This window comes from Paludisphaera mucosa, assembly GCF_029589435.1.
GTDB lineage: Bacteria > Planctomycetota > Planctomycetia > Isosphaerales > Isosphaeraceae > Paludisphaera > Paludisphaera mucosa.
This window is the reverse complement of sequence record NZ_JARRAG010000002.1, coordinates 1,159,140-1,178,822: the sequence shown is the minus strand read 5'-3', so window position 1 is coordinate 1,178,822 and position 19,683 is coordinate 1,159,140. Positions and strand designations below refer to the sequence as shown.

General features: G+C 70.8%; 17 protein-coding genes. 10 read left to right on the top strand and 7 right to left on the bottom strand.

Annotation, left to right across the window (positions count from 1 at the left end; translation table 11 throughout):
- Window positions 1-622: 622 nt before the first annotated feature.
- Window positions 623-1,276 (top strand): hypothetical protein, encoded by a 654-nt coding sequence (locus PZE19_RS14290; protein ID WP_277861304.1) that lies wholly within the window; start codon window positions 623-625, stop codon window positions 1,274-1,276.
- 181 nt (window positions 1,277-1,457) lie between these two features.
- Here the strand turns inward: PZE19_RS14290 and PZE19_RS14285 are convergent, their stop codons facing one another.
- The 4 genes from PZE19_RS14285 to PZE19_RS14270 form a co-directional block, all read right to left on the bottom strand.
- Entirely contained in the window at window positions 1,458-2,441 is a 984-nt protein-coding gene (locus tag PZE19_RS14285) for a zinc metalloprotease (protein ID WP_277861303.1), read from the bottom strand.
- Window positions 2,442-2,464: 23 nt separating this feature from the next.
- Window positions 2,465-3,190 carry a hypothetical protein gene (locus PZE19_RS14280; RefSeq protein ID WP_277861302.1) on the bottom strand — a complete coding sequence of 242 codons (726 nt, stop codon included), beginning with the start codon at window positions 3,188-3,190 and terminating at the stop codon, window positions 2,465-2,467.
- Window positions 3,191-3,360: 170 nt separating this feature from the next.
- Complete coding sequence (locus tag PZE19_RS14275; RefSeq protein ID WP_277861301.1) at window positions 3,361-4,071, bottom strand: MBL fold metallo-hydrolase; 711 nt, start codon at window positions 4,069-4,071, stop codon at window positions 3,361-3,363.
- A 100-nt stretch (window positions 4,072-4,171) separates the two neighbouring features.
- Complete coding sequence (locus PZE19_RS14270; RefSeq protein ID WP_277861300.1) at window positions 4,172-5,152, bottom strand: aldo/keto reductase; 981 nt, start codon at window positions 5,150-5,152, stop codon at window positions 4,172-4,174.
- Window positions 5,153-5,468: 316 nt separating this feature from the next.
- Here PZE19_RS14270 and PZE19_RS14265 point away from each other — a divergent pair, with 316 nt between their 5' ends.
- From PZE19_RS14265 to PZE19_RS14250, 4 genes are all read left to right on the top strand, one after another.
- The gene (locus PZE19_RS14265; RefSeq protein WP_277861299.1) at window positions 5,469-7,052 is read left to right on the top strand and encodes a hypothetical protein; all 1,584 of its coding nucleotides are present in this window, start codon (window positions 5,469-5,471) and stop codon (window positions 7,050-7,052) included.
- Window positions 7,053-7,208: 156 nt separating this feature from the next.
- Window positions 7,209-9,131 carry a heavy metal translocating P-type ATPase gene (locus PZE19_RS14260; RefSeq protein ID WP_277861298.1) on the top strand — a complete coding sequence of 641 codons (1,923 nt, stop codon included), beginning with the start codon at window positions 7,209-7,211 and terminating at the stop codon, window positions 9,129-9,131.
- A gap of 392 nt (window positions 9,132-9,523) precedes the next feature.
- Window positions 9,524-10,999: a DUF1501 domain-containing protein gene (locus PZE19_RS14255; protein WP_277861297.1), complete on the top strand. Its 1,476-nt coding sequence runs from the start codon at window positions 9,524-9,526 to the stop codon at window positions 10,997-10,999.
- Between the two features lie 3 nt (window positions 11,000-11,002).
- The gene (locus PZE19_RS14250; protein WP_277861296.1) at window positions 11,003-11,614 is read left to right on the top strand and encodes a DUF6624 domain-containing protein; all 612 of its coding nucleotides are present in this window, start codon (window positions 11,003-11,005) and stop codon (window positions 11,612-11,614) included.
- A gap of 19 nt (window positions 11,615-11,633) precedes the next feature.
- Here the strand turns inward: PZE19_RS14250 and PZE19_RS14245 are convergent, their stop codons facing one another.
- The gene (locus PZE19_RS14245; RefSeq protein ID WP_277861295.1) at window positions 11,634-12,410 is read right to left on the bottom strand and encodes a hypothetical protein; all 777 of its coding nucleotides are present in this window, start codon (window positions 12,408-12,410) and stop codon (window positions 11,634-11,636) included.
- 513 nt (window positions 12,411-12,923) lie between these two features.
- Here PZE19_RS14245 and PZE19_RS14240 point away from each other — a divergent pair.
- The 3 genes from PZE19_RS14240 (at window position 12,924) to PZE19_RS14230 (ending at window position 15,209) form a co-directional block, all read left to right on the top strand.
- Entirely contained in the window at window positions 12,924-13,136 is a 213-nt protein-coding gene (locus tag PZE19_RS14240) for a hypothetical protein (protein WP_277861294.1), read from the top strand.
- Window positions 13,137-13,305: 169 nt separating this feature from the next.
- The gene (locus PZE19_RS14235; RefSeq protein ID WP_277861293.1) at window positions 13,306-14,433 is read left to right on the top strand and encodes a DUF1559 domain-containing protein; all 1,128 of its coding nucleotides are present in this window, start codon (window positions 13,306-13,308) and stop codon (window positions 14,431-14,433) included.
- Between the two features lie 224 nt (window positions 14,434-14,657).
- Complete coding sequence (locus tag PZE19_RS14230) at window positions 14,658-15,209, top strand: BON domain-containing protein (RefSeq protein ID WP_277861292.1); 552 nt, start codon at window positions 14,658-14,660, stop codon at window positions 15,207-15,209.
- 67 nt (window positions 15,210-15,276) lie between these two features.
- Here the strand turns inward: PZE19_RS14230 and PZE19_RS14225 are convergent, their stop codons facing one another.
- Window positions 15,277-16,494 carry an acyltransferase family protein gene (locus PZE19_RS14225; RefSeq protein WP_277861291.1) on the bottom strand — a complete coding sequence of 406 codons (1,218 nt, stop codon included), beginning with the start codon at window positions 16,492-16,494 and terminating at the stop codon, window positions 15,277-15,279.
- A 267-nt stretch (window positions 16,495-16,761) separates the two neighbouring features.
- On the opposite strand from PZE19_RS14225, the gene PZE19_RS14220 reads away from it, so the two are divergent.
- Complete coding sequence (locus PZE19_RS14220) at window positions 16,762-17,427, top strand: PEP-CTERM sorting domain-containing protein (RefSeq protein ID WP_277861290.1); 666 nt, start codon at window positions 16,762-16,764, stop codon at window positions 17,425-17,427.
- A 60-nt stretch (window positions 17,428-17,487) separates the two neighbouring features.
- On the opposite strand, the gene PZE19_RS14215 is transcribed toward PZE19_RS14220, so the two are convergent.
- On the bottom strand, window positions 17,488-18,393 hold the full coding sequence (locus PZE19_RS14215) for a ThuA domain-containing protein (protein ID WP_277861289.1): 906 nt from the start codon (window positions 18,391-18,393) through the stop codon (window positions 17,488-17,490).
- Between the two features lie 306 nt (window positions 18,394-18,699).
- On the opposite strand from PZE19_RS14215, the gene PZE19_RS14210 reads away from it, so the two are divergent.
- Window positions 18,700-19,413: a PEP-CTERM sorting domain-containing protein gene (locus PZE19_RS14210; protein WP_277861288.1), complete on the top strand. Its 714-nt coding sequence runs from the start codon at window positions 18,700-18,702 to the stop codon at window positions 19,411-19,413.
- The last annotated feature ends 270 nt before the right edge of the window (window positions 19,414-19,683 follow it).

The following is a 19,683-nucleotide window of genomic DNA, read 5'->3' as shown; positions in this document are numbered from 1 at the left end:
GGCCGGACGGCCGCCCCGGACGACGAGCGACGCAGCCTTCCGGCCCGATCGTCGAGCCATGTCCCAAACTCCGGGATACTTGACGGCGTCCTCAGATGAATCAAGGCTCGATCGGGCCTCGGCGTGGGGAGAGACGGCCGGCGGCGAAGACGAGGGCGCAGGGCGCCGAGATTCCGCGTCTTCTCTTCGGGGGTCGGGCCCGCGTCGGCCGCGAAGATTCGCCGCTTCCAGGGCGACCGGATCCGGGAGGACGTCGAACGTCCTGCGGCGGCGCCGGCCGTCGGCCCACGTCGACCCCGCGTGGCGCGCAATCGCGCAATTCACGGCGATGCGCTCATCGCGTGGATTCGCGGGTCATCATCCAATTCTATTCTATGATGATTATCCTGCTGCGCCCTAAGGACTAAGCGCGCATCGAGAAAAACCCGCAAACTCATTGCGTGGCGTTATTCATGGTGGTAATTGTGGCCGTCCAGCGGGCGAGAGAAGGATGAGAAGGGGTTTACGCCGCTCGATTCGGGCGGCTCGCTCGCAAGTCCGGCGGACGCGACGAAGCTCGCCCGGACGTGCGGGGAGGCGAGGTCGCCCCCCCGATCCCGGTCCTGACATGGGAGGGAATCACATGAAGAAGCATCAATTCGTTCCCGACCGCCTGGCGCCGATGGAAGAGCGCGCCCTCCTGAGCGGCTTCTCGTTCCCGGCCGCCCTGGGCGGCGCCAACACCCTGGGCCTGAAGGGGGCGTTCGTCCTCACCAGCCGGACCTACGCGACCGTGCAGCACGACGTGGACGTCGCCATCACGAGCTTCATCCGGAACGTGACGAACGTCTACAACCGCCAGCACGGCTTCACCGACGCCTTCTACGCCAAGGTCGGCCTGGGCACCTACGGCATGGGCGCCCAGAGCTACCAGTACCAGGCCGGCACGGGCCTGGCGAACCTCGACGCCCGGATGAGCGCCCTGGAAATCAAGTTGCCCTACGGCCGCGGCCTGGGCGCGACGAACCCCACCGGCGGGGTCGGCCTCTCCAACCAGACCGCCCTGACGAGCCTCAACCCCGCGCTGACCGACCCCGCGGAAGGGGCCCTCTCGGTCGCCGAGCTGATGGAGAACGCCATCGGCAACGCCACGACGCCCGCCGAACTCCAGGCGAACATGCAGGCCGTCCGCACCCAGGCCCTCGCGATCGGGTCGCACGGCGTCACGGGGATCCTGCCTTCCTACGTCGCGGCGTTCGGCCCCCTGGGCGGCGTCTTCGGCACCAGGAACACCTGACAGGGCCTCGTCCCCGCCAGGCCCGGGCTCCCGCCTCCCCCTTTCGGGATCCCGCCCGACCTGGCGCGCCGGCGGGAAGGGTCGCGCCGACGCCGCCCTTCCCGCCCCTTCGTCCCATGGCTTCGCTCGGCTCGGACCGGCCTTCGTCGAGGTCGGGTCCGGGGCGAGGCCGCCTCTCCGTCTATCGGACCCGGATGGTCCCGAAGACGGCGCGATCGTTGGTGGCGTCGCCGTCCTGGCCCTGGAAGATCGCGACGACGCGGTACTGCGACGGGGCGACGCTCGACGGCACCGTGTACGTGAGGTTCCCGGACCAGCCGGTGAAGGGCTCGAACCGTCCCCAGAAGAAGGTGCCGAGGTCGGTCGCCGCCCCCGAGCTCACCTCTTCCAAAACCAGTCGGTAGGTGGGGTTCTCGAACGGGAAGACGGAGCTGAGGTTCTCCACGCTGAAGTTCTGGATCGTCACATCCGCGCCGCGGGCGACCGTGGCGGGCGAGAGGGTGCTGTAGATCTTCGAGCCCGCGCCGTTGCGGATGGGGAAGACGCCCATGTCGTCGCGCGGGGTGGGCAGGGGGTTGAACTTCTGCGCCGCGGACCGGATCCAGCCGACCTTGTCGTTGTGATGCAGGACGTCGCTCACCGCGTTGTTCGTCGTCATGACCGAGAGGCCGCCGTCCTCGTGGTCCAGGGTCACCGCGTGGCCCAGCTCGTGGAGCGCGATCTCCTGGAAGCCCAGGCTGTAGGGCACGGTCGTCTGGGGCGTGAACAGGGTGACGGCCGGGTTGAAGAACATGTCGGATTCGAGGAACCGCCCGCATCGGCCGTCGGTCGTCGTGATGGTCCAGCCCACGCTGCCGACCCACGAGAGGCCGTACGCGCGGTTCAGGTCGGCCTCGGAGAGCCAGCCCATCACGCTCTGGCCGTCCTTGCCCACCGGGATGGTCCGGCTGAGGGTGCGGTCGATGCTGAGGACCGGATGCACGCGGTTCCACTTCTCGGCCTCGGCGACGAGCTGGTCGACCCAGAAGACCGAGTTGAAGTGGTAGGCCCGCATCTGGTACCGGCGGTCGTGGAAGCCGCAGTAGACGTAGGCGGAGGCCGTCGAGACGGCCAGCGAGCCGATCCCGAAGAGGACCGCCGCGAGGACGCGCTTGCGATTCGTCATGGAACGATCCTCCGGGATGCGGGCTATCGGCCCGCGACGATGGGGACGGCCTTGAGGAAGTCGTCGAGCCGCATCGGCGCCCCCGCCCCGTCGGCGGCCGCGCGTTCGGCCGAGACGATCGAGCCGCTGGTCTTGGGGTCGTCGGCCGTCGGGGCGGCCTTCTCGCGGGCCTGGCCCTCGCCCGGTTCCTCGGCGACCGCGTCGCCCGTCCGGGCCCGCCCCCCCTCCACGCCGACGACCGGCCGGCCCTCGTACGAATAGACGGCGCCGTCGACGATGCGGAAGACGCCCCGACGATTCCCGGTGATCGGGTTGTACGCGGTGCGCTTCAGGTCGGTGAAGACGAGGTACGTCCGGCCCGCCGCGAACGTCGGCATGCCCGACACCGTCGTCGTCTCGGCGCCCAGCGTCCCGCCCAGGGTCGTCAGGACGACGTCCTTCGTCGCCGGGTCGCCGACGACGACGCGCTCGACGGCGAACTTGTTGCGGGTGATGATCAGGCCCCGCGCATCCTTCTCGGCGGCCGCCGCGGACGCCTTGCCCACGAAGATGAAGGGCGATTCGGCGGCGAGCCCCGCCAGGTCGTCGTTCCGGCCGGCCATCGGGCGGTCTCCTCGCTCGGCCGTCGGCGGCGGGTCGGCGGACGCGGGCCCGGGCGCCTCGCGCGGCGGCTGTTCCGCGTCTTGCCGGCCGCACCCCGCGCAGGCGGACGCCGTCGCCATGATCAGGAGCCAGGTCGTCGGTCTCATTCGCGCGCCTCTCGTGAGCTGAGATCCCCGGGGCCGTCGCGGCGATCCGGATCCGCTCGGGTGATGTGAAGCGACGTGCGCTCCTGATCCTATCCGCGGCGCAGGCGGACGCCAAACGTTTTCGGCGCTTTCCGCCCGGAATGCTCGCGGCGTTTCGAGGCCGAGGCGTGCTACCGGCTCGCCGTCTGGGCCGCCGGCCATTTCCGCGCGAAGAGGCGCGACGCGCCGGACGGGATCGGCTTGCCGTGGCCGAAGCAGGCGACCTCGAACTCCAGGCCGGCGAGCTTGCTCAGGCTCCGTCGGCCCGCCTCGATGTCCTCGTACATGGGGCTGAGCGCCAGGCCGAAGACGTTCGCGGCGACGTCGGCCGCGATCAGCACGCCGCCGTGCTCGGCCCAGAGGAAGGCGACCTGGCCGGCGCAGTGGCCCGGAACGTGGATCGCCCGCAGGCCGCCGGGGAGCGCGTCGCCGTCCTCGACCTCGACCTCGATCTCGGCGGGCTCGACCGTCGTGGGGGCCGCGCCGATCAGGAACCGGCAGACCAGGGCGTTGATCAGGCCGGGCGCGGGGGTGAGCGGGCGGATCGCCCGACCTTCGCGGACCATCGCCGCGTCGACGGGGTGCATGACGGCCGGGGCGCCGGTCTCGCGCTTCAGCTCGGCCAGGCTCCCCGAGTGGTCGCTGTGGCAGTGCGTCACCAGGATGCGGCGGACGTCGTCGGGCCGCCCGCCGATCGCGCGGACGGCGTCGAGGATCTCCGGCGCGCCGCCCGGGACGCCGGCGTCGATCAGGGCCAGGCCGTCGCCGGCGTCGAGGATGAAGGCGTTGACGAAGCCGAGCTTCACCTGCCAGAGACCGGGAACCACCGGCGTCGCGTCCATCATCCGTCCCCCGGCCCGACGTTTCGACCTCTCCCCACGAGCCTCGATGCTACCGGATCCGGCCGCGCGTTCCACGGCCGCGCGCCCCGGAGCGTCGAGCTTAGCGCCCGACCCCGCTCATGTCCTCATAGCGCGCCCCGACGGCCGCGCCCTTCGGGGCCGCCTCCTCGATCCGTCTCAGGTCGTCGGCGGTGAGCGAGATGTCGGTTGCGGCCGCGTTCTCCTCCAGGTTCCGGCGCCGCTTGGTGCCGGGGATGGGGACCACGCCCTCCTGGGCGAGGAGCCAGGCCAGCGCCAGCTGGGCGGGCGTCGCGCCTTTCGACGCGGCGATCTCCTTCACCCGGTCCACGAGTTCGAGGTTCTTCTGGAAGTTCGCCCCCTGGAAGCGAGGCCTGTGCCGACGCCAGTCGTCCGGCGCCAGGTCCTCGAAGCGTCGCAGCCGGCCGGTCAGGAAGCCCCGCCCGAGGGGGCTGTAGGCGACGTAACCGATCCCCAACTCCCGGACGGTGGGGAGGACGTCGTCCTCGGGATCGCGGCTCCACAGCGAATATTCGGTCTGGAGGGCGGTGATCGGGTGGACGGCGTGCGCCCGGCGGATGGTCTCCGACGCCGCCTCGCAAAGGCCGAGATATTTGACCTTCCCCTGGCGCACCAGCTCCGCCATCGCGCCGACGGTCTCCTCGATGGGGACGTTGGGATCGACGCGGTGCTGGTAGTAGAGGTCGATGTGGTCGACCCCGAGCCGCCGGAGCGATCCCTCGCAGGCCTCGCGCACGTACTCCGGCCGGCCGTCGATGCTCCCGCCTCCCTTGCCGTCCGTGCCGCCCACGAAGCCGAACTTCGTGGCCACGCTCACCCGGTCGCGCCGGTCGCCGATCGCCTTGCCGACCAGCTCCTCGTTGGTGAACGGGCCGTAGGCGTCCGACGTGTCGAAGAGGGTGATTCCCAGCTCGATCGCCCGGTGGATGGTCGCGATCGACTCGGCCTCGTCGGCGGGCCCGTAGGCGTCGCTCATGCCCATGCAGCCGAGGCCCAGCCTGGAGACGACCAGACCCTGATTGCCAAGTCGTCGCGTCTCCATGTGCGTCCTCCTGGTGAAGGGTGACCTCTTTCCGCCGGCGTCCGCCCCGGGTTCATTCAGAGACATTACAAGTCGGCTGAATTCTCATATGCAAGGAAAATCGGCGCGACCGGCGTGATCGAGCGTCCTGGGCGCGACCGGGATCGTCGCGTCGATCCGACCGCATTCACGAGCGCGCGTCCTGCCGATTATTCCGCCGGCGAGCCCGACGGCGTCGCGGGACGGCCCGATGCGCTCACGGGCTCGGGCGGGCGGGTCGATCAGGATAGGGCGTCCGCGGGCTTCGTTCGGGGGTTTCGGCCGAGGCGTCAGGCTTATGGATGGGCTCGATCGCGGTGCCGCGACGGTTCGTGAATCCGCGGCGCGGCCGTCGCGGCGGTTCGCGGCGCGGGTCGGGGCCGCCCGGCCGCGGTCGGCCGTCGCGCTGGACGCCCTGATCTGGGCCGTCGCCCTGGCGGGGACGGCGGCCTGGCTGCGGGCGGGGACGAACGCGCGGTTCGGTCCGCTGCTCGGCCCGGTCGCGGCGGCCGCCCGATTCGCGATCAGCCCCGCGTACCGCCGCCGCGTCCGCGACTGGTCGGGCCGCGCGTGGCGCGAGGTGGAGGCGTGGGCCGAGGGCGGCGGCACGCTCCCCTGGCGGGCGGCGCTGGCGTTCGCGGCGGGTCCGTTCTTCCTGTTCGAGGCCGCGAACGGCACGCAGCTGGGGACGTTCGACACGCGGCCCGTGGTGCCGACGGCCGTCAGCCTGCTGCGCGACGGCGACGTCGACCTGGCCGAGTTCGAGGGCCTGCGGCCGCCCCTGCTGCGCGGGCCGGACGGGACCTCGTGCTACTGCTTCCAGGTGGTCGACGGCTGCATCGTCTCGACGTACCCGCCGGGGATGGTCCCGTTCGCCCTGGCGGCCGTCGCGCCGGCGTACGCGCTGGGGGCCGACCTGGATTCGACGCGGACGCTCCAGTACCTGGAGAAGGCGACCGGATCGGCCGTCGCGGCCCTGGCGCTGGGGCTCTTCTTCCTGACCGCGACCCGGCTGGGATCGACCCGGGGGGCGGTCGCGACGACCCTCTTCCTGGCGACCGGAAGCAGCCTGTTCACGACCGTCGGCCTGGGGCTCTGGCAGCACGGGGGCGTCGTCGCGTGGCTGCTCGCGGCGCTCCTCGTCGAGTTCGCCGCCCGGGGCGAGCCGGGCCGACGCGGGACGGCCTTCCAGGGGTTCGCCCTGGCGCAGATGCTCTCGTGCCGGCCGACGGCCGCGCTGCTGTTCGGCGTGTTCGGCCTGTGGGTCCTGATCCGCTCGCCGCGGCGGGGGCTGTGGCTGGGCCTCTTCGGCGTGCTCTCGCTGGCGCCCTGGCAGCTCTTCTACTGGTCGGTCTATCACAACCTGCTGGGCCCGGCGACGATCAACAACCACTCGACCGCCGCGCTCTGGTCGTTCTTCGCCCTGCGGCCGACGCTCGGCGTCCTGTTCAGCCCCGGGCGGGGGATCTTCGTGTACCAGCCCTGGGCGATCCTGGCGGTCGCCGGGGTCGTCGCCTGGATGCTGCGGGCGATCCGAGGCCGGCGCGAGGTGCTCGCGGGGCCGCCCGGCTGGCGCGCCTTCGGCCTGGCCGCCGTGACGCTCCACGTGGTCATGATCGCGGCCTGGTGGGACTGGCCCGGGGGGTATTGCTACGGCTCGAGGCTGGCGACGGACGTCGTCCCCTTGCTCGCCCTGCTGGCGACGCCCGCGGCCGCCGCGCTGGCGGCTCGCCGGCGCGGCGTCGCGCTGCTGGGCGGGCTCGCGCTGGCGGCCTTCCTGGTCCACGTCCCCTGCGTCGCCTTCGAGGCCCACCGCTGGAACCAGGTCCAGCCCCGAGACCATTGGAGCTGGTCGCACGCCCCGTTCCTCTACCGTCGTTGATCGCCGGCCGCGGGGCGGGGAGGTCCTTGTGATGGCGGCCGGGGCGGCGTAGGGTGCGAGCTGACGCTCCTCCGGAACGGGCCCGGGGCCTTCGACGTACGGCAGGCCCCGCGGGCGCGGCCGGCGACACGGGCGCTCCTCAGGATTTCCGCGGCCATGATCGTCAAGGCGACGGATCCCCCGACGGCCGATCAGGAACCGAAGGCGAAGAACTTGTGGCGGGACGGGCTCGCCGCCGCCCGACGCCGCAAGACCACGGTCATCGCGGCCTTCAGCATCCTGGCGATCCTCTTGCACCTCGCGCTCCGCTTCGCCCTCCGCGCGAGCCCGACGGCTTACCAGCTCCCGTTGCTGGCGACGCTGGTGCTGGGCGGGGTTCCCCTCCTTTATGAGCTGCTCCAGAAGGTCTGGAGGCGGGAATTCGGATCCGACCTGCTGGGGGGCGTCTCGATCATCACGTCGGTGCTCCTGGGCGAGTACCTGGCGGGCTCGATCATCGTCCTGATGCTGGCGGGGGGGGAGGCCCTCGAAGGCTACGCCTTGCGGAGCGCGTCGTCGGTCCTGGCCGCGCTGGCCAGGCGGACGCCCTCGATCGCCCACCGGAAGGAAGGCGGGCGGATCCTCGACGTGGCCCTGGCCGACGTCGCCGCCGGGGACGCGCTCGTGATCTTCCCGCACGACGTCTGTCCCGTCGACGGCGTGGTCGTCGAGGGCCGCGGCCTGATGGACGAGTCGTTCCTCACGGGCGAGCCGTTCCAGATGCGGAAGACCACCGGCTCGACGGTCATCTCGGGCGCGATCAACGGCGATTCGGCCCTGACCATCCGGGCGACCCGACGGGCCGCCGACTCGCGGTTCGCACGGATCATGGACGTCATGCGCGAGTCCGAGGAGAAGCGTCCGCGACTGCGTCGGCTCGGCGATCGCCTGGGGGCGATCTACACCCCGATCGCGATCGCGGTGGCCCTCGCGGCGTGGGCGCTGAGCGGCGACCCGGTCCGCTTCCTGGCGGTGCTGGTGATCGCCACGCCCTGCCCGCTGCTCATCGCCATCCCGATCGCCGTCATCGGCTCCATCTCCCTCTGCGCCCGGCGGGCCATCATCATCAAGAGCCCCGTCGTGCTCGAGCAGATCGCCGAGTGCCGGACCGCGATCTTCGACAAGACCGGGACCTTGACGTACGGCGAACCGAAGCTCACCGAACGCCTCGTCGCGCCCGGCTTCGACACCGACGAGGTGCTGAGCCTCGTGGCGAGTCTGGAGCGGTACTCCAAGCATCCGCTGGCGCGGGCCGTCCTCAGGGCCGCGGAGGAAGCCGGGCTCGCGCTCGCCGAGGCCGTCGAGGTGGGCGAGAAGCCGGGCCGGGGGCTGCTCGGGACCGTCTCCGGCCGCCGATTGCAGATCACGAGCCGCGGCAAGCTCATCGCCCAGGGGATCGCGGGCGTCGACCAGGTCGCTCCCGCCGCCGGGGGGCTGGAGTGCGTGGTGGCGATCGACGACCGTTACGCGGCGACCCTGCGGTTCCGCGACGCCCCGCGCGCCGAGAGCCGGTCGTTCATCAAGCACCTGGGGCCCCGGCACCAGTTCGATCGGCTGATGATCGTGTCGGGCGATCGCGAATCCGAGGTCCGCCACCTGGCCGGCCAGGTCGGCATCACCGTGATCGAGGCCGAGAAGAGCCCCGAGGAGAAGCTGGCCATCGTCCGCGACGAGACCGCGAGGGCGAAGACGCTCTACGTCGGCGACGGCGTCAACGACGCCCCGGCCATGATGGCCGCCACCGTCGGCATGGCGATCGGCCAGAACAGCGACGTGGCCGCCGAGGCGGCGGGCGTCGTCGTCATGGACGACTCCATCGCGAAGGTCGACGAGTTCATGCACATCAGCCGCCGCATGCGCGCGATCGCCCTCCAGAGCGCGGTGGGCGGCATGGCCCTGAGCCTCGTCGGCATGGCCTTCGCGGCGACCGGAAACCTGAGCCCGGTCGCCGGGGCGATCAGCCAGGAGGTCATCGACGTCCTCGCCGTGCTGAACGCCCTGAGGGCCGCCCTGCCGCCGCGGGAGATCTCGGATCTTTGACGGACCTGGAGACCATTCCCGAAGGTCGTCCCCGCCGCCGGATGAAGGCGAGGACGCGCGAGTCGGCCGCCGGCGTGACGATCGGCCTCATTTCGAATGGCGACGGCCCCCGCGCGCGACCTCCCCCTCGTCCGGCCCCTGCGGGGCCGGCCTTCCTCCCTCGCGGCATAGGTTGGTCACGACTTTTTGACGGGCGGATCGACGGCCCTCGGGGTAAGCCGGGCCGGCATGGCTGCCATCCCGGCCCCCCGGATCGTCGGCGTCGGGCCCGTCGCCCCGATGTCGCCGCGCGGCCTCGGCGGGGGCCGCGTGGTGGTCGATCGGCCCGGGAGTCGCCATAATGATCGATGGGTCGACCGCACGAATCCGCCAACCGCACAGCGAGGCGTCGGATGTCACGCAATCCCGAGCTTGATCGCATCGCCGCGTGGAACCTGGCCCGGACGCGCCGGCATTTCTTCCGCGACTGCGGCGTGGGCGTCGGCAAGATCGCCCTGGCGTCGATGCTGATGGAGGCCCAGGGGCGCTCCCTCGCGGGCGAGGCCGACGTCGCGAGGCCGGCGACGGCCGACCCGCTCGCGCCCCGGGCCCCGCATTTCGCCCCGAAGGCGAAGCGGGTGATCTTCCTGTTCATGGCCGGCGCCCCCAGCCAGCTCGACCTGTTCGACGCCAAGCCCGAGCTGACGCGGCACGACGGCAAGCCGATCCCGCCCGAGGTCGTCAAGGACCAGCGCTACGCCTTCATCCGGCCCGACGCCAGCCTGATGTCCTCGCGCTACCGCTTCGCCAGGCACGGCGCGTCGGGGGCCGAGCTGTCGGAGATGCTGCCGAACCTGGCGAAGGTCGTCGACGAGATCGCCATCGTCAAGTCGCTGCACACCGACCAGTTCAACCACGCCCCGGCGCAGATCTTCCTCAACACCGGCTCGCCGTTCCCGGGGCGGCCCAGCATCGGCGCCTGGACGGTCTACGGCCTGGGGAGCGAGTCGACCGACCTGCCGGGGTTCGTCGTCTTCTCGTCGGGCAGCGGCCTGAGCGGCGGCGCCTCGCTCTGGTCGAGCGGCTTCCTGCCCACCTCGTACCAGGGCGTCCCCTTCCGGTCCAAGGGGGATCCGATCCTCGACGTCGCCAGCCCGGCGGGGGTCGACCGCCGCTTCGACCGCGACTCGCTCGACCTGATCCGCGACCTCAACCGCGACCACCTCGGCGCCGTCGGCGACCCCGAGATCGCCACCCGCATCAGCGCGTACGAGATGGCCTTCCGCATGCAGGCCAGCGCCCCCGAATTGATGGACCTCGCCGGCGAGTCGCCCGCGACGCTCGCCCTGTACGGCGTCGAGCCGGGCAAGCCCTCGTTCGCGCTCAACTGCCTGCTCGCCCGCCGCCTGGTCGAGCGCGGGGTGCGGTTCGTCAACCTCTTCCACGAGGGCTGGGACCACCACTCCGACGTCGCCGGCGGCCTCAAGAACCAGTGCGGCCAGACCGACCGCGGGGCCGCGGCGCTCGTCATGGACCTCAAGCAGCGGGGCCTGCTGGAAGACACCCTGGTCGTCTGGGGCGGCGAGTTCGGCCGCACGCCGATGGTCGAGTCCAACGCCGCGCTCGGCCGCAGCATGGGCCGCGACCACCACCCCCAGGCGTTCACGATGTGGATGGCCGGCGGCGGGATCAAGGGGGGCCAGACCATCGGCCGGACCGACGACCTGGGCTTCCACGTCGTCGAGGACGCGGTCCACGTCCACGACCTCCAGGCGACGCTCATGCACCTCCTGGGCTTCGACCACACCCGGCTGACGTTCAAGTCGCAGGGCCGCCAGTTCCGCCTCACCGACGTCCACGGCGAGGTCGTCGAGAAGCTGCTGGCCTGACCGATGGATCGGGATGAGGCCCTGCGGGCCGAACTCCTGGCGATGGCGGCCGAGGACCAGGCCGTCCGGGCCGCCCTCGCCGCCGACGGGACGCTCTTCGACGGCTACCACCCGGCCATGCAGGCCGTGCACGACCGCAACGCCGCCCGCCTGGGCGAGATCGTCGCGCGCCTCGGCTGGCCGGGCCGCCGCCTCGCGGCCGAGGACGGCTCGCGCGCGGCCTGGCTCGTCCTCCAACACGCGATCGCCCACCCCGACCTCCAGCGGCGATGCCTGGCGCTGTTGCAGGACGCCGCGGCCCGGGGCGACGTCCCGGCCGTCGAGGCCGCGATGCTCGCGGATCGCATCTGCTTCTTCGAGGGCCGGCCCCAGGCTTACGGCACGCAGTACGACTGGGACGAGCACGGCGCGCTGAGCCCCCACCCCATCGAGGACGAGGATCGGGTCGACGAGCGGCGGCGGGCGCTCGGCCTGCCCCCGCTCGCCGAGAACACCCGACGCCTCCGCGAGGGCGTCGCCCGCGCCGGGGAGCGACGGCCGCAAGACTGGGAGGAGCGGCGGCGGACGTTCCGGGAGTGGGCCGCGGCGACCGGATGGCGGGGCGGCGGGGCGTAGGTCGCCCCACGCTCCACGATCAGGGCCGGCGACGGCCGCCGGTCAGGCCGAGGCCCACGGCCGTCCCGGCGGCGACGGCGGCGAGCAGGTGGGCCAGCAGCCGGGGCGCCCGCTCCGTCGCCAGCGCCTGGTCGGTCCCGGCCAGCGGGAAGCCGAACGCCCCGACCGCCCCGTAGATCAGGGCGCCGAGCGCGGTGCCCGCGAAGGCGAGGGTGGCGAACCGGGGGGCCGCCTTGACGCCCCCCTGCGCCACGCCGAAGGCCGCGCCGGCCGCGGCGGCGATCAGGCCCCACAGCACGGCCTGCGTGATCGTGCCGGCGACCAGCAAGTCGGGGTCGTGGCGTCGACGGAACCAGAAGGACGCCGGCAGGACCGCCGTCGGGGCGAGCCCGCCGACGATCCCGCCGAGGACCACGCCCACCACGCCCCCGACGGCCCCCCGTCGCGCGTCGCCCCGCACCAGCCCGCCGGCCAGGCCCAGGAACAGGCCCAGCAAGGCCCCCAGCCCGGCGTCGGCCAGCCTGGCGTTCTTGACCATCGCCGCGTCCTGGGTCTCGGGCGTGGGCAGGTTCGACGTCACGCCCTGGAACTGGCGGGCGACGGCCTTGGGCTCGTACGCGCCGTAGACGAACTCGCCGAACGCGAACGCCAGCAGCCCCGCCGCCAGGCCCGCCAGCAGGCCGGCGGCCAGGGGGGGGAACGCCGGCCGCGGCTCCGCGGCCGTCGCCTCGCCGATCCCGACCTTCGACTCGCCCGCGGCCTCGTGGGGCCCGCCCGACTCGGATCCCGTCGCCACGTCGTCACCTCGCCTCTCGGACGCCGCACCGGGGCATGCATCCCCCGGCGACGGCCTCGTCGCCTCGAAGGATGTGTCGATGGGCATACATCAATGAATTCCATAGGGGAGAAATCGAGTCGTCGTTCGACTTCACCTCTTGCTTCTGCCGCGACCCCGACTATACTCTGCGCTCGTGCGAGTCCACAGTCTAGAGGTCTCCGCGCCCGCTCGTCAGAAGGCGGAAGGGCGCGGGACGGCCGTCGTTTCGTCGGATCTCGACTTCGAAATCCCTGTTCAAAAGACGTTTCCAGGCTGAACGAAGCGGGTCGGCCCGTCCCCCCGAGGGGACGTTCCGTCCCTCGATCGTCTTCCTCGTCGTGCACCCGGACGCAGCCATGGCCGCCGTCGACCGAACCTTCGGTCGGCCCGCGTCGCGATGATCGCCGGGACGCCCTCGGGGACGCCGACGTCCCGCCCGCGTGCGCCGGCCGGTTTCGATCGCGTCTCTTGCCAGAAAGGTTCGTTCGACTCATGCAACCAAGACGTTTCGTGGGGCCGACGACGGCCCTCGCCGCCGTCCTCCTCGGGTCTCTCTTCCTGACGGGTTGCGGCGATTCGGGGAACACCGAGATCGCCGAGGAGAAGCCGATCACCGAGTCGATGAAGGATTCCATGAACTACATGCAGCAGAAGTATGCGAAGAAGGGCGGGGGCGGGGCCGCGGCGGCGCCGAAGAAGCCCTGACGTCCCGCCTCGCACGTCACGCAGGCCCGCGGCGATCGTATTTGTATCGCATATCCCGATCATCGATCGATCCGGCAGGCGTGGCCGACTTGCGTCGGCCTTCTCCCGGGGCCTCGCATCCTGTCGAAGTTTCGCCTCGTCGTCCTTTTTCACATCCAAGGGGTCGTAAATGCAGCAGATCCATCGTCGCGATCGGGGTTTCACCCTGATCGAGCTCCTGGTCGTGATCGCGATCATCGCGGTCCTGATCGCCCTCCTTTTGCCCGCCGTGCAGTCGGCCCGCGAGGCCGCCCGCCGCGCCCAGTGCATCAACAACCTGAAGCAGCTCGGGCTGGGGATGCACAACTACCACACGTCGAACAACTCGTTCCCCATGGGCGTGTCGTCGTCGTTCAACTCGACCAACGCGGGATGCATCGCGTGGGCCGGCTGGAGCGCGCAGGCCCTGCTGCTGGGCTACATGGAACAGCAGCAGATCTACAACGCCGCCAACTTCAACTTCGACCCGATCCTCGGCGGCGGCGACCAGCAGAACGCCACCGCGTGGCGGACCAAAGTCGCCTCGTTCCTCTGCCCGTCGGACGCGAACGCGGGCCGGCAGTATTACAACAACTACTACGCCAGCCGCGGCACGACGATCGACATCGACTGGGGCGTCCCCGGCGGCAACCCGCCGAACTGCGGCGGCAAGAAGAGCACCGGCCTCTTCTCGTACCAGATCACCTACGGGATCGCCGACATCACCGACGGCTCGTCGAACACCATCGCCTTCAGCGAAGGCCTCGTCGGCTCGGGCTCCCAGCGGGCCGCGCCGTACGTCGCGGGCGCCAACGTCGACAGCCTGGGGAGCTGGGGCAGCGGCAACAACCTGACCCTGCTCGGCGACCCTTACGGCATGCTGGCCCAGGGTGAGGTCGCCCCCGGGGCGACCATGTCCACGATCCTGCAGACGTGCAGCCAGGGCTTCCAGACCGCGACCGCCGGCAACGGCCTCTCGACCGACCGCGGCCGTCACTGGGCGTGGGGCTGCGAAACCTGGACGATGTTCAGCACGATCGTGCCGCCGAACTCGACCCAGTACAAGTGGACCGCCTGCCGGTTCGGCTGCCAGGGTTGCGGCGTGGAGTCCTCGGACCACTCGCACATCACCAACGCCAACAGCAACCACTCCGGCGGCGCCAACGTCCTCTTCGGCGACGGCTCCACCCGGTTCATGAAGAGCAGCGTCGCCATGAACATCTGGTGGTCGCTCGGCACCAAGGCCGGCGGCGAAGTCGTCAGCTCCGACTCCTACTGATCCCGACCGATCCGATCGCACGGCCTTCCGGCCCGACCGATCGTCGTCAAACCTCGCCGACCCGCCGCGGACCCGCCGTCCCCGGCGGGTCGGCCTTTTTCATGGCCTGTGGTCCCGCCGACCCCGGGCTGGTATGCTTCTTGCCCGTGATGGAATGCGTGGGCCCCGCCGACGAACCCGTCGGTCGGGCCCGTTCGAGACGGACACCCGAAAGGAGTCATCGGATGAACGGCATCAAGCGATTTGGCGCGGCGGCGGCCCTGGGGACCATGCTGGCGGTCGGCGGCCCGGCCGCCCGGGCGCAGGCGCAGCAGGAGCCGGGGGCCATCGAACGCGCCGGCGAGAAGCTCGACGAGGCCGGGCGGTCGCTCCGCCAGGGCCTGGAACGCGGCTTCAACCGGACCAAAGAGGTCGTCCGCGAGTCGTTCGAGAAGACCCGCGCCCGGGTGAACGACATGAACATCGAGGCCCGCGTCTACGGCCGCCTGCACTGGGACAAGATGCTGGAGACCAGCACCTTCGACCTCTCCTCCGAGGCCCAGGGCATCGTCACCCTGCGCGGGTCGGTCCCCACCGTCGAGGCCAGGAAGCACGCCGTCGCCCTGGCGGCCGACACCGTGGGCGTCACCCGCGTCATCGACCAGCTCGCCGTCCAGACCGGAAGCGAGACGACGACCGAGGTCGAGGTCCGCACGCCGGCCGCGGCCCCCGCGCCCAAGGTCCGCGTCCAGCCCCGGACGCCGGCCCCCGCGACCCCGGCCGACCCCCAGCGCTGACGGTCGGCGTCACGACTTGATGCGGCGACGCCCGGCCCCGCGCCGGGCGTCGTCGCGCGCCCGTCGATCAGACCCGCAGGAAGGTCTTCGTCCGGTAGAGGTGGTACAGGAACAGCCACTTGATCGCCAGCACGCCCAAGGCCCCGAGGATGAGGGCGACCGGCCGGCTCAGCATCGCGAGCGTCCCCGACAGGAAGTAGTCGCGGATCGTCGGGAACGGGATGATGCTCTGGGCCATGTAGATCGTGATCGCGTTCATGCCGATCACGACGAAGAAGAAGGCCCACCCGCGCAGCTTCCAGACGTCGATCACCGTGTAGAAGAGGCCCAGCAGGATCAGGCTGAAGCCCCCCGCGACCAGGACGAAGGAACTCGTCCAGAGGTTCTTGATGATCGGGAAGCTCTGGCCCCAGCCATAGCCCGCCGCGACGCTTAACACGCCCGCACCCACGAGCCCGACGGCCTTGATCCCGGGCCGCCGCGTCGAGAGCAGCCACTCGCCGGCCAGGACGCCGAGCAATGCGGTGGCCACGGCGGGGATGGTCGAGAGCAGGCCCTCGTTGTCGCCGGTGCCGTAATAGCCCTTGAAGATCCGACCCGGCAGGACGTGGCGGTCGACGTAGCCCGAGAGGTTCGTCGCCTTGCTGTAGTCGCCGCGGATCCCCGTCTCGGGCGCGGGGACGAGCGCCAGCAGCGCCCAGTAGCCGAGCAGGATCGCCGCGACGACGATCGCCTGCGTGCGCGCCTTCGTGAACAGGTAGATCACCGCGGCGATCCCGTAGCAGACCGCGATCCGCTGGAGCACGCCGACGTACCGCAGGTTCTTGAAGTCGAACTTGAGCACGCCGTTGTAGATGTACGCCAACGCGAGCAGGAGCGCCACCCGCCGCGCCGTCCGCCAGAGGGCCTGGGCCCGCGGATGCTCGCCGGTCTGGTACTTCTTGAGCGAGAACGGGATCACGGCCCCGACGACGAACAGGAACATCGGGAAGATCAGGTCGTAGAACCGGAACCCCTCCCACTCGACGTGCTCGAACTGCTCGCCGAGCACGGCGCTCTGGGGCGTCCCCCACCAGGCGCAGAGCGACCGCGCCAGGGCGTCGCCGCCGATGATCCAGAACATGTCGAACCCGCGCAGCGCGTCGATCGAGACCAGCCGCTCGGGCTTCGGCGGGGCCTCGACCGCGGCCTCGGCCAGGAGCGGGTCGTCGACGACGATCCCTCGGTCCTCGGGCTGCTCGTTCAGGTCGTCGCCGATCGGCGGCTCGGTCGCAATGCTCGACATAAGGCTCCCCCCATCATCGGGTGTAGATCTTCGCAGCGGACGATTTTAGCGGTTCGGGAGCCGCCGCGTCGATCGTCGCTCGCCCGGATCCTCCGGCCCCGACCCGAGGACGCGTTGAATCAATGACATCTAACGAGAAACATCATGTTATTAATTAAATTAGTTAAATAAGTTAATAACACAGGTTTGGTACGTAATTGTAGCGGCGATCGGATTCATCGCCGGAAGTATCGAACGCCCTCGATTCAACCTGGAAGGAGCGATCCCATGAGAGGCCGCCGGTGCGCCGCTTGCATTCTCTTCCTGCTCGCCCTCGGGCCCCCCGCGGAGGCCGGACCGCTCGGCTTCGCCGACGTGGTCCTCGACTATTTCGACAGCGGGGCCGGGCCCCTGGCGGGCCCCTACGGCGGGACGTTCCCGGACGGCCCGGGCTTCCCGATCCCCGTCTCCCTGGACGTGGTCCTGGGCGACGATCCGGGCCCGACCGGGTTCACCGACTTCCTCTCCCTGCCGATGGGCTCTTACATCACCGTCGGCTTCACCGACGAGGTCATCTTCGACGGGGTCGGGGACGACGTTTTCATCCGCGAGGTCGGCGCGAGCGGCGAGCGGGCCGAGGTCTACGTGAGCCCGGACGGCGTGACTTTTACGCTTCTCGGGATCGCCCAGGACGACGTGACGACCGCGCTCGACCTGGCCGCGATCGGCTACACCGATTTCGTCCGGGCGGTCAAGATCGTCGGCCTGGACAACTTCGGGGGCTCCCCCGGCTTCGACGTGGTGAGCGTCCAGGGCCTGCCCCAAAGCGTCTCGCCCAGCGTCCCCGAGCCGGGGAGCCTGGCCTTGCTGGCGATCGCGGGCCTCGGTTTCGCGGCCGTGGGCTCGGCGCGGCGGCTCCGCGAAGTGGGCCGGATCGGCGCGACCTCGCGGTGAGTGGGGCGTCGCCCCCCGGCCGCGGTGCGCGGCCGGGGGGTGGGGCGAAGGCGCTATGAGTTATTTCGCCGCCGTCGGGAAGTCGGCGGGGGGCGGCAGGGTGACGGCGCCGGTGGCGGCCCACTCGGCGGAGCGGACGATCAGGGCGCGGAAGTCGGGGGACTCGATCGCGACCAGGTCGTCGCCGGCGGTGTGGCCCATGACGTTGGTGACGACGCGGCCTTTGCCGAACGGGACGGTCCAGAGCATGGGCTCGTTCGTCCCGGTGCCCCCCTTGGCCTTGTCGGAGTAGGCCGAGGCGAGCACCTCCATGTCCTTCGCCGGCCCGCGCTGGCCGTGGTACAGCTCGTCGGTCGCGTGGGTCCACTCGTGGGGGAGGCCCTTGACGATCGGGTGGTCGGCCTTGCGGACGACGACCGTGTAGGCGTGCCGGGGGCCGTGGCCGGAGCCGGGCCCCTGCCCCTTGGGCGTGCGGACGACCTGGCCGGCGTCGTCGATCGTGATCCGGTCGCCGAAGCCCGGGTCGCGCCAGCCCAGGCCGATCATCTCGTTGTACGCCGGCCAGTCGGCGAAGGCGTTGTTCGCCGCGTGCATGACCACGAGCCCGCCGCCGCCGGCGACGAATTCCTCCAGCTCCTTGCGGATGGGGGCCGGCCAGGGATCGCCGTTGTAGTTGGTCAGGACGACGTCGTACGACTTGAACGCGGGGCGGAACGACTCCCAGGCCGACGCCGGGGCCTTGGACGGGGGCGTCGTCGCCACGGTCGCCGCGAACCGGCCCGACTTCTCCAGCTCGGCCTTCAGCAGCGGCGTCGTCGCCTTCCAGGCGTGGTTGTTCTGGCCCTCGACGATCAGGACCTTGAGCTTCTCCGCGGCCCCGGCGCTCCGCGTCGAGACCCCGAACGCCGTCCCGATCGCCGCCACGGCGACCGCCGCCTTCCACCCCATCGCTCGCGACATGCTCATCGTCCCCATCGTCGTCCCGGATTCCGATCGCTCCCGCCGAACCCCAAGATACCGCGTGGCCGGCCGAGCACAACGACCGGGGCGGCGCCGGGTCGGAAACGGACGAAGCCCCGGCCCCCCCCGACACCCGTCGCAGGCATCGCGCCGATGCCTTCAGTCATCATTTCGTACGAATAAGGACGGATTACGGCAGTTAATGATTTAAAATATTTGACACGACCGGCACCGATTGGTTGTGATTCTTAGCATGAGTGAGGGATCTTGGCGTGAGCTGGATACGACGATTCCCCTGAGAGGCACCCTGCGATGACGAATAGGACTCTGTGGACGTATCGGGGCCTGGTCCTCGCGCTCATGCTGGCCGCGACGCCCGCGGCCCGATCCGCGCCGGTCATCTGGACGGACTGGCGGAGCGGGACCGAAGGGACGAACGGGACGGCGTCCGGGGTCCTGATGATCGACGGCGAGGCGATCGACGTCACCTACACGGGCGAGATCCAGTTCCTCCAGACCGGGACCGGGACCAACTATTTCGAGCCCTCGGCACCCTATCTGAGCGCGACGGTCGACAACGCCCCGCCCGCGGCCGAGATGATCGCGCTGTCGCAGGCCTCCGTGAAGACGCTGACCTTCTCCAAGGCCGTCAGCAATCTCCTGTTCGCGGTCGTCAGCCTCAACGGCAACGGCTATCGGTTCGACAGCGATTTCGAGATCCTGAGCTACGGCCGGGGCTACTGGGGCGACGGCACGCTGGACAAGACGAATCCGTCCCCGGGCGTCTACCAGCTCAACGGCACGGGCGAGCCGCACGGCGTCATCGAGTTCCAGGGCGCGGTCACCACGATCACGTGGACCAGCCTGACCAACGAGAACTGGAACGGGTTCACCGTCGGCGTGCGGGGCCTGGCGCCGTCGGCCGTCCCCGAGCCCTCCTCGCTGGCCCTGGCGTGCCTCGGCGCGGCGGGGCTGGGCGGGGTCGTCGTGCGCCGTCGACGCGAAGACCGTTCCGCAAGGTCGTAGAGCGGGACCGTTCCGACGCCCCCCTCGCGGGGGAAGGCAGACCCCGCAGGGGTTGGATGAGGGGGAAGCTTCGACGGAATCCGCCGGCAGGCCGGATGTTATGACGACGGCATTTGTGCTCGTCTCCCCCTCATCCGGCCCTCCGGGCCACCTTCCCCCGCGAGGGGGGAAGGCCGTCGTTCGGGGACGCAGCCGACCCTTTGGAACAGCCGCTGAACGGGAAAAAAGCGCGACGCCTCGGAAACCCCCTCGCCGTCGCGGGGGTTCCGA